This is a genomic window from Membranihabitans marinus (assembly GCF_019802045.1).
Taxonomy (GTDB): Bacteria; Bacteroidota; Bacteroidia; order Chitinophagales; family Saprospiraceae; genus Membranihabitans; species Membranihabitans marinus_A.
Window position 1 is genome coordinate 25279 of record NZ_JAHVHU010000021.1, and the last position, 12435, is coordinate 37713.

At 40.7% G+C, this 12435-nt stretch carries 14 protein-coding genes; 3 read left to right on the forward strand and 11 right to left on the reverse strand.

The window, feature by feature from the left end; all coding sequences use genetic code 11:
• Positions 1–44 precede the first annotated feature (44 nt).
• The 9 genes from KUV50_RS17785 to KUV50_RS17825 form a co-directional block, all read right to left on the reverse strand.
• Complete coding sequence (locus tag KUV50_RS17785; RefSeq protein WP_222581546.1) at positions 45–1184, reverse strand: 6-bladed beta-propeller; 1140 nt, start codon at positions 1182–1184, stop codon at positions 45–47.
• Between the two features lie 367 nt (positions 1185–1551).
• The gene (locus KUV50_RS17790; protein ID WP_222581547.1) at positions 1552–2793 is read right to left on the reverse strand and encodes a 6-bladed beta-propeller; all 1242 of its coding nucleotides are present in this window, start codon (positions 2791–2793) and stop codon (positions 1552–1554) included.
• A gap of 13 nt (positions 2794–2806) precedes the next feature.
• Positions 2807–3124: a hypothetical protein gene (locus KUV50_RS17795; protein ID WP_222581548.1), complete on the reverse strand. Its 318-nt coding sequence runs from the start codon at positions 3122–3124 to the stop codon at positions 2807–2809.
• A 24-nt stretch (positions 3125–3148) separates the two neighbouring features.
• Positions 3149–4267, reverse strand: coding sequence for an O-antigen ligase family protein (locus KUV50_RS17800; RefSeq protein ID WP_222581549.1), 1119 nt, complete (start codon positions 4265–4267; stop codon positions 3149–3151).
• A gap of 54 nt (positions 4268–4321) precedes the next feature.
• On the reverse strand, positions 4322–4462 hold the full coding sequence (locus KUV50_RS17805; protein ID WP_222581550.1) for a hypothetical protein: 141 nt from the start codon (positions 4460–4462) through the stop codon (positions 4322–4324).
• Positions 4463–4681: 219 nt separating this feature from the next.
• Complete coding sequence (locus KUV50_RS17810; protein ID WP_222581552.1) at positions 4682–5056, reverse strand: hypothetical protein; 375 nt, start codon at positions 5054–5056, stop codon at positions 4682–4684.
• A 654-nt stretch (positions 5057–5710) separates the two neighbouring features.
• The gene (gene prmA / locus KUV50_RS17815) at positions 5711–6559 is read right to left on the reverse strand and encodes a 50S ribosomal protein L11 methyltransferase (RefSeq protein WP_222581553.1); all 849 of its coding nucleotides are present in this window, start codon (positions 6557–6559) and stop codon (positions 5711–5713) included.
• 84 nt (positions 6560–6643) lie between these two features.
• Positions 6644–7114: an RES family NAD+ phosphorylase gene (locus tag KUV50_RS17820; protein ID WP_222581554.1), complete on the reverse strand. Its 471-nt coding sequence runs from the start codon at positions 7112–7114 to the stop codon at positions 6644–6646.
• On the reverse strand, positions 7114–7614 hold the full coding sequence (locus tag KUV50_RS17825) for an antitoxin Xre/MbcA/ParS toxin-binding domain-containing protein (protein WP_222581555.1): 501 nt from the start codon (positions 7612–7614) through the stop codon (positions 7114–7116). The genes KUV50_RS17820 and KUV50_RS17825 overlap by 1 nt, the downstream gene beginning before the upstream one ends.
• 1053 nt (positions 7615–8667) lie before the next feature.
• On the opposite strand from KUV50_RS17825, the gene KUV50_RS19490 reads away from it, so the two are divergent.
• The gene (locus KUV50_RS19490) at positions 8668–8790 is read left to right on the forward strand and encodes a hypothetical protein (RefSeq protein ID WP_261395390.1); all 123 of its coding nucleotides are present in this window, start codon (positions 8668–8670) and stop codon (positions 8788–8790) included.
• 114 nt (positions 8791–8904) lie between these two features.
• Here KUV50_RS19490 and KUV50_RS17830 read toward each other — a convergent pair whose 3' ends face one another.
• Both KUV50_RS17830 and KUV50_RS17835 read right to left on the reverse strand, forming a co-directional pair.
• The gene (locus tag KUV50_RS17830) at positions 8905–9792 is read right to left on the reverse strand and encodes a bifunctional 5,10-methylenetetrahydrofolate dehydrogenase/5,10-methenyltetrahydrofolate cyclohydrolase (protein ID WP_222581556.1); all 888 of its coding nucleotides are present in this window, start codon (positions 9790–9792) and stop codon (positions 8905–8907) included.
• A gap of 65 nt (positions 9793–9857) precedes the next feature.
• Positions 9858–10505, reverse strand: coding sequence for an NUDIX domain-containing protein (locus KUV50_RS17835; RefSeq protein WP_222581557.1), 648 nt, complete (start codon positions 10503–10505; stop codon positions 9858–9860).
• Between the two features lie 208 nt (positions 10506–10713).
• On the opposite strand from KUV50_RS17835, the gene pyrE reads away from it, so the two are divergent.
• A complete protein-coding gene (gene pyrE / locus KUV50_RS17840) occupies positions 10714–11346 on the forward strand; it encodes an orotate phosphoribosyltransferase (protein WP_222581558.1) in 633 nt (210 codons plus the stop codon).
• Complete coding sequence (locus tag KUV50_RS17845) at positions 11339–12421, forward strand: M42 family metallopeptidase (RefSeq protein ID WP_222581559.1); 1083 nt, start codon at positions 11339–11341, stop codon at positions 12419–12421. Before pyrE ends, KUV50_RS17845 begins: the two co-directional genes overlap by 8 nt.
• Positions 12422–12435 lie beyond the last annotated feature (14 nt).

Below are 12435 nucleotides of genomic sequence, written 5' to 3' on the forward strand. Positions count from 1 at the left end.
AAATCCTTATTTCAAAGTGTTAATCATAACCAACTTATAGGCATTCAAAATTTCAGTTCGTACTCAAATATCACAGGGTTATCCCCACTTTTAAGGTTATTAATTTGATTTTCAATTGTTTCACCGAATACTGCATCCTCAAATATTTGTTCAGCCATTCCTGGATTGCTTACAATACCCCTAAATTCATCCGTGTGCAACCCATTGCAAATGGTTAGGAAATCCATCATGTTAGAAGGATACTCAGGCATGTTCAATTTAAAAATACGCCGGTCTGATTTTTTAACAATAAACGTTCGTATTGCCTTATCAAAATAAATACCAAAAGCCAAATACTCATCATTTTCAAATATTATAGAAATTGGAAATGCTTTTTTATTCTCAATAATATGATTAAAAATATCATATGTATAATCCTGGGCTGCAATAGTCTTAAAATCAAAAGAATTATTTCCAACGTCAATGTAAATTTCAGGGTCCAGGGTAGTTTCTACGATCTTATATGAATAATACGTATTGATGTTCGTAAATTTAAAGCTATTATTCCAAACTCTAAATGGAGACATGCTGAAAGTCATAGCGCCTTTGGCATCTACGACATTGGATTCCAGCATTTCTTTAACGATCTGATCCTCTTCTCGGGAATAAAAACGGATTGATTTTTCTCCTACATAAGCAAATGAATACAAAACGATCATATCTTCATTCAGTAATTGAAAATTTGTTACATTCCTTATACCCGGAAATAAGATCTCATCAGTAACATCCGAAAAATCATCTAAAGCCAAACCTATCAATTTACCCCTTGGATCAAGGATTTGTAAGGATTTGGCATATGGGTCTATATTGATATCTGTTATCGTAGTATATTCACCAGGTCCGTTTCCAGTTCGGTCAATAGCTTCCAAAAATTGGCCATCCTTATTAAAAACGTAAACCTTATTCAGAGAGCGATCCATCACAGAATAATGTTGTGAACTTTCAATTATTTTATGAGCACGTCTAAAGGCAGACTCTTTTGTTAACTCCAAAGGTATAATTCGCTTAATTTGGATATCTACAATAGGATATTTTTTAGTAATATCAATCTGAATCCTCTGAATCCCATCTTTAACACGAGCTTCTTCACAGCTTATGCAAAATAAAGATAAAATCATAAATATACACCCAATATTAATTCTCATAATTTCAAAGATAATAATATTAATATATAATTAAATATAGTAAAAATGATAAATTATGCCGAAACATTGAACATATTAGATATTGTAGCTGGCGTTTTTAATCCTGCTACAATTCAGTTATGCTATTAAAAACAATAGGATCTACCTCATCGCGCCCACACCCAATCTACACCCACACCCACTCTACACAACAGTCTTTTGGAGAACCTAAAAAGGAACATTCTCCAAAAATATCTCTATACCAACAACAACCTTCGTCGCTTCCACATGAAAGAACCGGCACTCCATTTTCTATATAAAAGCATTCCGCACCACTCTGAGCTTTAGCTTGTAATTGCTCTAATGAAAATGGACTGCCCCCAAAATTTTACTTAAATTTCAACCGAGCTATAATCGGATTATTCCTGTTTTCTTTGAGCATAGCCTCAATTTTTTGTCGGACGGGGGAACTTGAACCTTCCATCTCTTCTATGTCTTTTGGTTGAATCATTGCAAAAGCATCATAAGAGGAAGAAAGTGGGTGGAGATAAAATTCACCAATGGTATAGGTGTCCGATGAATCCTCTAAGGCACTATAGAAAGTATAATTCTTATTGTCCAAATCATAATATAAAAAGACAGGATCATATCTCCGATTAGGGTCTGGAGAAGAAACCATTATGTACTCCAGTAATTTATTTTCTGAGATTGAAAGATCTCCTACGAAACTATAACCTTTTTCTAGTGTTGCTAAAAACCGGTTACCATCCGCATTTTTAATGTAATCTTTGGGTTGAAAATTAATTCCTTCAATATTGAACGAAATCAAACTCTCTATTTTATTATGTTTAATCAAATAAAGATCGTTACTATAATTATTGATAAAGCCTATTTCATTCTCGTAATGAAATAATTTATTTCCATTATTTCGATATGGGATTACATCGCTGTGTGATATAATTTCTTCGATGCCAAATTGGGGACGGAAAGTAGAATCTGTTTTAGTTAAAACGTAGTCATTCTCTAAACCATAATCTTTCATATAGCCAGTATTAAAATTATCTAAGGTATATAAGTAATATCCTTCCTCATAAGGATCGCGAATAAAATCAGAAAATAGTAATGGCAGTGGTATCGATTTGATGAACTGCCCATTAAAATCAAAAAATAGTATCTTATTCGTTCCTCCATCAACGAGTTCTATTCGTTTTTGTTCCCGGTTGATTTTGCACAAGCTTGTAGCGATATATTCACCCGGACCATTGCCTTTAGCTCCTATATACTTAAAGAAATTACCATCTTTATCAAAAAATAAGGCACTGCTTTTTTTATTTCGCGGATCATAGACCAACCAATTTTGACCAATTGAATAAAATGCCACAGGCATTCTGAGAAGTCCATCACCTTCTGCAGTAGGTTTTAAAGAAATATATTCAATATCATCCTCTTTGAAGATATGATCTAATGAGACTTTTATTTCATTGTTCTCTCCAGTTGGTTCAAATTCAAGATCAATTTGATATTCAGGTACATTTAAAAAAGTATCTAGTACTTCAGGACTATTCTTGCAGCCAGAAATAGATATAGCGGTCATAACAATGACCACTATATCTTTATAGTTGATATTCATATAATTAGGGGTTTTAACAGTCATCTGTACCACAAGTATTGCCCGTTCCTCCACATGTGTACCAAAAGCCTCCGTTTGGACATGGCATAGCATCAATTAAGCCATTGTTAGAATTATCATCAGGATAACAAATACCATTAACACAATACTCCCAGTCCTCACAATCACAGCCAACTTCCCCTTGAGCCTGTGCCGCTAACTCTACGATAGACAAGGAAGCGAATCCATCGTTCTCTTCAGTCGAGGAATTTACCAATTGAACATTAAGTGCCATTATAACCATAAAGGCCAATGCACCGATTCCTGTTAAAAGTTTTTTTCTAAAATTCATAATGTTAAAATTTTAAAATAAAATTTATTCCATCTCATCCGAGGATGAAACCGGAAAAATAATTTCTTGGTTGTTAAATATTTCTTGATCAATGATTTGCTGCATCTCTTGTCTGATTTCCGTTGTTGCAGGTGAGGATACCTTTGGAGTGATAGCCAGCAAGGCCTGTGCTTCATTCAATGTTTCTTGCTCAGCTCCTATTCTTTCGTAGTATTTTACTAACAAATACCTTGGATAATATCTATAAGGACTGATATTCTTAGCTCTGGTTAATAGAAACTCTGCCCGTTCCTTTTTCTGCGCATCTACTTTGCTATAGAGCGTGTAATCTTTGCCAAGGGTAGTAAATATCGTGGGATCAGCGGAAAAGAATAAAGCCCGCTCTAAAAACTGTCCACTGGTGTAAAATTTGCGTGCCAGAGAGTGAGACTTGCCGGCGTACTGAAGAAACAGGCCCTCGTTTCGGAACTCAGGATAGAGTTTGGTGTACAAACTATTCGCTATCTCATATCGTTGCAGTTCATGATTGGCATTAGCACTCATCCAGTCTTTGGTCAATGGACGATAGTGGTTTACCCAATAGAACCCATAGGCAGAAAACCCCAGGAGTATTAATCCGGATAAAATATTCAAGGACATGCTAATAAATGCTTTGGCAGATTTACTGCCTGGGACTGATTCTTTTAAACCATTCTCTTTATTCAGTGCAGCATTAATTCCGGCCAAAGTAACCGGTAGTATAATGGCCAGAGCAGGTATGGACATCGGGTAGGAGAACAGTGCAAAAACCAGCCAGGCAACCCCTACGCCAAGTCCCAGATAATTAACTGGTCGAATTTTTTGGACATCGGTCCGATGCCTCCATTTCAGAATCAATAGCAATACCAGGCCTGCTGCCAGTAATAAACCCAATATTCCCATCTCAGCGGTGAATTCCAGCAATTCATTAAACCCATATGTCACATTGTCCGCCAAATACTTTTCTTGCTCGGTGCCCCTTCCATTCTCAAAATAAACAGCCTGGAAATTGTTATACATTCCCGGAAATCCATCCCATCCCCAACCCAAAACCGGTGCCTCTGCAATCATATCAACCGTCACCTTATATATCAATAGGCGACCATCTGCTGAATCTTTTTTCATGAGATAAAGACCGGCCAATCCCAGAATCATCACAGAGGCTACCGCACGTTTGATCTAGTTGTGTTGCCAATACGATGAATTCCTTATCCGGGGCCAGGCGACGACCAGCGTGCCGGATGCCACTGCCAGCATTGCTGCACGGGAAGAGGCCGGAAACAATACCAGCGCAGCCAGGACCAAATACGACCAGCTCATATAATTCACCCACGGGTTACCGGTTGATCTTCTATTTTGTATAATTCCGTAAACCGCCACCGGTACTATACATGCCAACCAGCCACTGTACGGACCAGGATTAAAAAATGATCCGGTCAACGGGAAAAGATGATGGTGGGAGGGCCAAAACCCATAAAGTTGCCCCAGCCCGTAACCAGCCTCAGCGATTCCGACAAGTAAAAGAAGAGATAATAAGAGTTAAAGGGATTTTTTATTTATGGAAGACCAAAGAATTCTTGAAGTTCCATAGTTTCCTGCCAGGAAAGTGAGCTGTATCCAAGTTGATTGTGGGATCATTTCCTGAAAAGACAACCGCACCAAGCTAAAGATCAAAATCAACAAAACCAAACCATCCATCAAATTCCAATGAACCTTCCGAAAAAAACCGGCAAAGTAAAGCAAAAGACTGATTAAGCTTACCCCCCCCCCGCAAATCAAGGCAATGAAAAAGGTGTCCTGATACCAGACCGGGATGCCCGGTACGGCTACCGGAAGACCACACAACGGAGCAATCAATAAAAGGATTAATCCACCCGCAGCCACAAAAGATGATATGTGTTTTACTCTTTTCATGGTATTTCAAAGCCATATAATAAGCCAAATTTTTCTTTTAAAATAATTGCATGTGCTTTATTTTATAACTTTAACATTTTTATCATAGACCTAATTGACCTACTATTATTTATTTTTCTAAATATTATATTGTAATCACCTAAATGTTTTGTTTTAAACAGAATATTTAGTACAAATTGTGGCTCAAGACGATACTAAGGATTTTCTGTGCATTTTCATACCAGGACTTTTTTCGTGAGAATGAGCTGTAATATATACTACAGGTACTACCGTATACTCTATCTATCCCGGGAATATCACAAAGAAATCCATTTACATTCTTTCGTCCGCAAAGACGGACTTATAACACACATAAAACTTTTCCAGGGTCTGACAACCCCGGCTATGATCTTTTATCCCTACGGGATTTATTAATGCGCACTCAACACGTAAGAGAACTTCCGCTTGTTCCAACTTCATTTCTGAATCGTTGTAATTGCAAAACAACCACTACACCCCGTGTATCCGTCCCCAAATTCCATCTGGAGCAAGCTGACATAAGCAACAGCCATCCACCATTTATCCCGTGAAATTGGCGCAGCTGGTATTTCACCAGGATAAACAATTCACCATCAACCATTAACCATTAACAATTAACAATTAACAATTAACCACTCACCTCCGCTCTTTCTTCCCAAACAACAACGCCGTCCAGTGCCCCAACTTCATGGATTCCAGGCCATAAAATCCGGTCCGGATGTACGCATTGTGCACTTTATCCTGATCGGTATCCAGGATACCGGACACCAGGATCCGGCCGCCGGGCTTCAACCGGTCAAAGAAGTCCTGTCCGTGCTGCAGAATAATATTTTTCGTGACATTGGCTAAGATAAAGTCATATCGAGCGGACTCAGGCACTTGCTCCATACCGCCCTCGAATGGTTCGATCCAATCCACCCGGTTCAGTTCTATATTTTCCTTCAGGTTTTGAAAGGCATAAGAGTCAATTTCCACCGCATCCATATGTGAGGCGCCCATCTTGGAGGCTAAAATAGCCAGCACACCTGAACCGGCACCAAAGTCCAATCCGTTCTTGTCCTGGATCTTCTCCGGCATATGACTCATCAGCCGGATCATCATCTCGGTCGTAGCATGATGTCCGGTTCCAAAGGCCATCTGGGGACTAATCAATATTTCATAACGAAACTTCTGTGTCGGCTTCACATGAAAAGGGGCATAGATCCGACAGAAGTCCTCGATTTCCACTTCCGGGTAATTTTTTTCCCATTCCTCATTCCAGTTCTCAAAAGGAACCTGATCGATATAATAATCCACTGCAGCAGGACTGATCGCCTCCAGGACTTCCTGCTTCATGGCCTCCGTCCAATCGACATTCGCCATGTATCCGATCAAATCTCCTTGAAATTCTTCAAACCCGGTAAACGGTAATTCTGTCAGCAAGCCCAAAAGTGCCTCCTCGTCCGCACCGCCCGGTATGGTAATTTTAATGTAGTTGTCGACCATTTTATTGAGATTTATTTTTAAATTTAAGCATCTTATATATAGTTATGATGGCTGCCTACCGCGTTACACGGCACGAATTATGGCTTATTGTCGCTTATCCTTCATTAGTCTTTCATCAATAGGTAATGGAAGAAATTCTATGATCTCAACCTTGCCAAACTCTTTATACAATGGATTAAGGATAATGTTTGATTCAAAGCCAACGATTGACGAGGGTATGCGCAGGGCAAAAAAAGATCGATCCCTGGCAAGATCTGTGAAAACTGAACTTACTTTTGACGAATAAGGGTATTGACTCCAGCCTTCGGGTAATCCATGGATCTCCTCAATGAGGAATGCATCGGGAAATTCCATTCTTGCAACCAATATTTCACCGGGCAGGTTGGCGATATTTTCTGAGTGGATATAATATTCTAACAAGGCCAATGAAATGTTTTCTGAACAATAAACAGCTCTTGTGCCAACTTCATTCCACCTTCCGCCTACCTTTTCTGCTCCAATCCCCGACAGTGTTGAATCCTTATATTTGATATTGGCTACTCGATAGACAATCATCAACTATATACGTTGTATTGAATTGTGACAATCTCGTTTTCGACCAACTCAAAACCTAAACTACTGTCGAGTAATTCAAAGGGTTTTTTATCCCCAAGTACTCTAAATGAAGTCATCAACCAATTTTTGAAATCCGCCTTCGTATCAAAGACTTCAAAACCTAGCCCAAACAACCTGGCTACCTCATAAATCCGCTCAGAAGTCTCCTGATCATACACCTCTTTTTTTTGCATACTGCTGATGGAAGTCGGCAGTATTTCAGCAAATTCTTTTTCGGTTGACTCCAAATAAGAAATTAAATCTTTCCACTCCGATTTTTTTACGCCCTCGCGTATGCGATCAATTAGCTTAATCTTGAACCTTTGGCCCTCTTCAGCATGAACGACAACCCAAGATGGTGAAAATTCGTCAAAACGTGATTTTTTTGTGTCGCTGATGGAAATGAAACCGTCTGAACTTATTTTCCGCTTACCAGTTTTTAAATTTTTTGCTCCGCTCATAACCGTATATTTACTATTGACCAGTAGTAAATATACAATTAAGATACCATGGATCAAAATTGAAACTGTTTCATAAGTCATTATAAATTATAACCCCTCATATATCTCAAAATGACTCTGAGATCAATCTAATCCGACCCTGACTGGGTCAGAATCATTGTAGGTCAAAGACCTCAGAGAGGTCGGATTAGGTTCTGAATCGCATAATTCAGATAATCATAATTTACTAATGGGTTTATTTTTGAGCGCTTCCAGATCACTACAATTTGTTTAGCGCTCTAAATGTAGATTCTAAGCAGACCTGGAGCGCAGGTCCAAGTATATTAGCAACGGTTATTGTCAAAATATCGACCTCAGCGAGGTCGTAATGTATGCTTAGGCATAGCGACTTCTCCGAAGTCGATAAATAAATCATCTACTAACATAGTTATGACCTCTCCGAAGTCAAGCTCAAATAGAGCTTTTATTTGTGCTAAATAGGACAATTTAGGGATGGAAGCGCGAGATAATACCAATACATTACTTATGATTCGGCGCAATAGTACTCCGTTTCATAAATCATTATGGTTAATCCGATGGCGCTCCCACTCCGTTCCGCACTCACGGATCGCCAAATATAGCCTGCGATTCGTGAGCATGGAGAGAATCGGAGTTATCTGGAAACGCAGAATAACATACCCGTCCAAAATAAATTCTGGCCTAAATGTAACTAATTGATATTCTCTATATTGTAATTGTGAAATCCCCAAAATTGAAATCAAGGTTCATTTTTTGCTTGTCACGATTTTTGGTCAAAAATCGCGCCAAGCCAACCTCGAAACCACATATACCCCGGGTTGAAACCCGGGGCTATGATATTTTGACACCGCTGGGGTCTTTTAAATTAATTATTTTGGACGCTTATGGCAGAATAATTAATTACACTTATTTTTAAAACACACCACTAGTGCTCCGTTTCATAAGGTATTACGATTAATAATCTATGACATGATATCGAATATTTTGATTCATTCGCTTCAAAAGATGCCTAATAAATGAAGTTAAATTTACTGGATGAAACGTCAGGAAATAATGTATCAATCTTTTAATTACAACGATGAAACACAGTTGATATATGAGCTCGACGCTTGTGGCGGGTTGCCGTGGAAAAATGCGTGGGTGGCGGGAGCAGCATAGTGTGCAAGCATTCATTTTTCCTTGACTTTTGCTCCACTTTGCGTCAAGGCAAAGTGGAAAATAATTTACGTGTATTTATGAGACACACCACTAGCTTCCATAAGGCACACAAGCTCATCCACCAGGGTATATCTCCCCGCGGGCGGCTTTTAGCGTATTCATCAACAGACTGGTCACCGTCATCTGTCCGACCCCACCCGGTACCGGAGTGATGTAACTGGCCTTCGCTGCCACCTCATCAAAATCCACATCACCAACCAGTTTATATCCTTTTTTGGTGTCCGGTGCATCGATCCGGTTAATCCCCACATCGATCACCACCGCCCCTTCTTTCACCATATCGGAGGTCACAAACCGGGGAATCCCGATCGCGGCAATAATGATATCAGCGCGCTGAACTTCGCTGACCAAATCTTTGGTTCGACTATGACACAAGGTCACGGTCGCATTCCCCCACTTGGTTTTCTGGGATAAAAGAATGCTGATGGGCGTGCCGACGATATTACTTCGACCCAACACGACGACGTTCTTTCCTTCGGTTTTTATATTGTACCGCTCCATCATGGTAATCATTCCCAGGGGTGTGGCCGGAATATAACAAGGCAGACCAATCACCATCCGACCCAAATTCATCGGGTGAAATCCATCGACATCCTTGACAGGATCAATGGCCAGGGTAACTTTACTTTCATCGATGTGATCCGGTAACGGCAATTGCACGATAAAACCATCGATGTCTTCATTCTTGTTCAACCCATCTACGATCTCCAGCAATTCATCCTCTTGAATCGTACTTTTTTTCTTGATGAGTGTGGATTCAAATCCCACGCGTTCGCAACTCTTAATCTTATTGCGCACATAAGCCTGACTGGCTCCATCATCACCCACCAGTACGGCAGCAAGATGCGGGGTCTTCCCGCCCTGTTTAATAAATTTTTGGGTTTCCCGCTTCAATTCGGATTTGATTTCCTTTGCCAGGGATCTTCCATCAATGATTTTCATATAACTATAATTTTTTATCTAATGAATATCAATCTCGCGGATCGATGAACTCTAGAAGGCCGTAATTATACGCCATCCTGCTCCATCATCATCGATTTGTATTGCCGGAGAATATCTTTAATGTTTGCAAAGGTACTATAATTACCGGCCAAAAAGCTCGGGATGGTCATCCATTTTGCGTCCTCTATATCCTCTTCTTCCTCCACGATCACCTCCTCGTGTTCCAGTACCTGCATCTCATACCAAAAAGTGATTTTCAACACGCGTTTTCCAGACTTAGGATGCCGGTAGGTATGCCGGGTCTTCCCGATTCTATGGGTTAGATCCAGTTGGCTCAACCCTGTCTCTTCTTCCACTTCCCGCATGGCACATTCTTTTTTTCCTTCCCCTTTTTCTTTCTTCCCTTTGGGGAGGTCCCACCGATCCCGTCGATAGATAAACAAGACCTTATTTTCCGAGTCGATAATCACCCCGCCCATCGCTTGAATCTTTTTGAATAACGATTTAAAATCAGACTTTAATTGTTTATAATCTGTGGCATAGATTCCTATTTTCTGTTCTTCGTTGGATTTCTCCAACTGATCAATTACGTTCAACAATACGGTCTTGTTTCCCATATAAGGGAATACTTCATATCCTTTTTCTCTAAAAAGTTCTGCTTCCTCTGACTTCAGTAAACATAAAGGATGGTCATTGATGTAGATTTTGTACATTTGAATTTTTTAATGAAGACGTTTAGTAATTATGTGCTAAAATTAATGATTTATGTTTGATTTGCAACACCGGCTCGCTTTGGATTCCTTCCTGTATGGGAGAGCTACTACGCCAGATAAAGCACAGTATATCAACCAACAGGCTGCACATAGATCATCAATTTGTTAACAAATATTCTTAAGGATTATACGAAATAAAATGCGATAAATGGAAAGTAAACCGAAAGAAATTGCTGAAATATTATTGGAACTGGAAGCGGTCAAACTCAGTCCGCAAGAACCATTCACCTGGGCTTCAGGCATCCAGTCACCTATTTACTGCGATAACCGCATCACCTTATCCCACCCGGAAGAACGGAAATTCATGGCCCGGTCGCTGATGGAATTGGTCCCCGACTGGGAACATGTTGACGTCATCGCCGGCGTAGCCACCGCAGGCATACCCTATGCCAGCATTTTGGCGCATATGACTGAAAAACCATTAGTATATGTCCGTTCGGCATCGAAAAGTCACGGCCGACAAAATGTGATCGAGGGCTCCTATGAGGCCGGTCAACGGGTCATCGTCGTGGAAGATCTGATCTCGACCGGTGGCAGCGTATTGGAAGCGGTCGAACAATTGCGTAAGGCAAAGCTTAACGTATCCGGTGTCATCGCAATTTTCACCTACCAACTCGCTGATGCAGAAGAAAACTTCAGGAATGCCAAAGTAGATTACGCAACCCTCAGTAATTACAATGCACTGATTGATCAGGCGGTCGAGATGGAATACATCGATGACAATGATCTGAGCACGCTCAAAAAATGGAACAAATCACCTAAAACCTGGAATCATGAATAACTCGATATGGGATAAAGAATCCACTGATTTTTTACATAAATACATTAACAATGCCTCACCGACCGGTCGGGAAGTAGCGGGTCAGAAACTATGGCTGGAGTACCTCAAACCCTATATCGATGAATACGAAGTCGATCACTACGGTTCCGTCTTTGTTGTCATCAATCCAGGGCAAGAAAAACGGATCGTGATCGAAGCGCACGCTGATGAGATCTCTTGGTTTGTGAACTACATTTCCAAGGACGGTTTCCTACACGTCATTCGCAACGGCGGGTCTGATAATGAAGTCGCACCGGGCAAAAAGGTCATCATCCACACACCGGAGGGACCAGTCAAAGGCGTCTTTGGGTGGCCCGCGATTCATACACGTAAAGGGAAAAGCACCACCAAACCCGACATCGACAAATTGTTTATCGATGTGGGTGCCGAGAATAAGAAAGAAGTGGAAGACATGGGCGTCCATGTGGGATGCATCGTCACCTATCCGGATGAGCTCGATCTCCACAACGATAAATTTTATGTGGGGCGTGCTCTGGATAATCGGATGGGGGGCTTTTGCATTGCCCAAGTGGCCAAGTTAATTAAAGAGAACAAAATCGAACTGCCCTATTCACTCTATGTCGTGAATGCGGTGCAGGAAGAAATCGGTTTGCGGGGGGCACAAATGATCGCACAGCGTATTAAACCCCATGCCGCAATCATTACCGATGTCACCCACGACACCTCCACACCCCACATGAATACCAAGAAACAAGGCGATGTCAAATGCGGCAAAGGACCAGCGCTGACGTATGGTCCAGCCGTCCACTATACCTTACTGGAAATGATTATCAACGCCGCCCGGGAAGAAGAAATTCCCATCCAACGGGAAGCAGCCTCCCGCAGTACCGGAACCGACACCGATGCCTTTGCCTACAGCAATGAAGGGGTTCCATCTGCTTTGATTTCATTGCCATTGCGGTATATGCATACGACGGTAGAATCCGCCCATAAGGAAGATATTGAGAACGTCATCAAACTCATCTATCACACTTTACAAGATATTGATGGCACGGAAACATTTAAATATTTTTAAATCAAAACAGTGCG

Excerpts from the sequence above, each read along its gene's own strand:
- KUV50_RS17785 (WP_222581546.1), bottom strand. The coding sequence starts at position 1,184 with ATGAGAATTAATATTGGGTGTATATTTATGATTTTATCTTTATTTTGC.
- KUV50_RS17790 (WP_222581547.1), bottom strand. The coding sequence starts at position 2,793 with ATGAATATCAACTATAAAGATATAGTGGTCATTGTTATGACCGCTATA.
- KUV50_RS17795 (WP_222581548.1), bottom strand. The coding sequence starts at position 3,124 with ATGAATTTTAGAAAAAAACTTTTAACAGGAATCGGTGCATTGGCCTTT.
- KUV50_RS17800 (WP_222581549.1), bottom strand. The coding sequence starts at position 4,267 with ATGAAAAAAGATTCAGCAGATGGTCGCCTATTGATATATAAGGTGACG.
- KUV50_RS17805 (WP_222581550.1), bottom strand. The coding sequence starts at position 4,462 with ATGAGCTGGTCGTATTTGGTCCTGGCTGCGCTGGTATTGTTTCCGGCC.
- KUV50_RS17810 (WP_222581552.1), bottom strand. The coding sequence starts at position 5,056 with ATGAAAAGAGTAAAACACATATCATCTTTTGTGGCTGCGGGTGGATTA.
- prmA (WP_222581553.1), bottom strand. The coding sequence starts at position 6,559 with ATGGTCGACAACTACATTAAAATTACCATACCGGGCGGTGCGGACGAG.
- KUV50_RS17820 (WP_222581554.1), bottom strand. The coding sequence starts at position 7,114 with ATGATTGTCTATCGAGTAGCCAATATCAAATATAAGGATTCAACACTG.
- KUV50_RS17825 (WP_222581555.1), bottom strand. The coding sequence starts at position 7,614 with ATGAGCGGAGCAAAAAATTTAAAAACTGGTAAGCGGAAAATAAGTTCA.
- KUV50_RS19490 (WP_261395390.1), top strand. The coding sequence starts at position 8,668 with ATGAAACGTCAGGAAATAATGTATCAATCTTTTAATTACAACGATGAA.
- KUV50_RS17830 (WP_222581556.1), bottom strand. The coding sequence starts at position 9,792 with ATGAAAATCATTGATGGAAGATCCCTGGCAAAGGAAATCAAATCCGAA.
- KUV50_RS17835 (WP_222581557.1), bottom strand. The coding sequence starts at position 10,505 with ATGTACAAAATCTACATCAATGACCATCCTTTATGTTTACTGAAGTCA.
- pyrE (WP_222581558.1), top strand. The coding sequence starts at position 10,714 with ATGGAAAGTAAACCGAAAGAAATTGCTGAAATATTATTGGAACTGGAA.
- KUV50_RS17845 (WP_222581559.1), top strand. The coding sequence starts at position 11,339 with ATGAATAACTCGATATGGGATAAAGAATCCACTGATTTTTTACATAAA.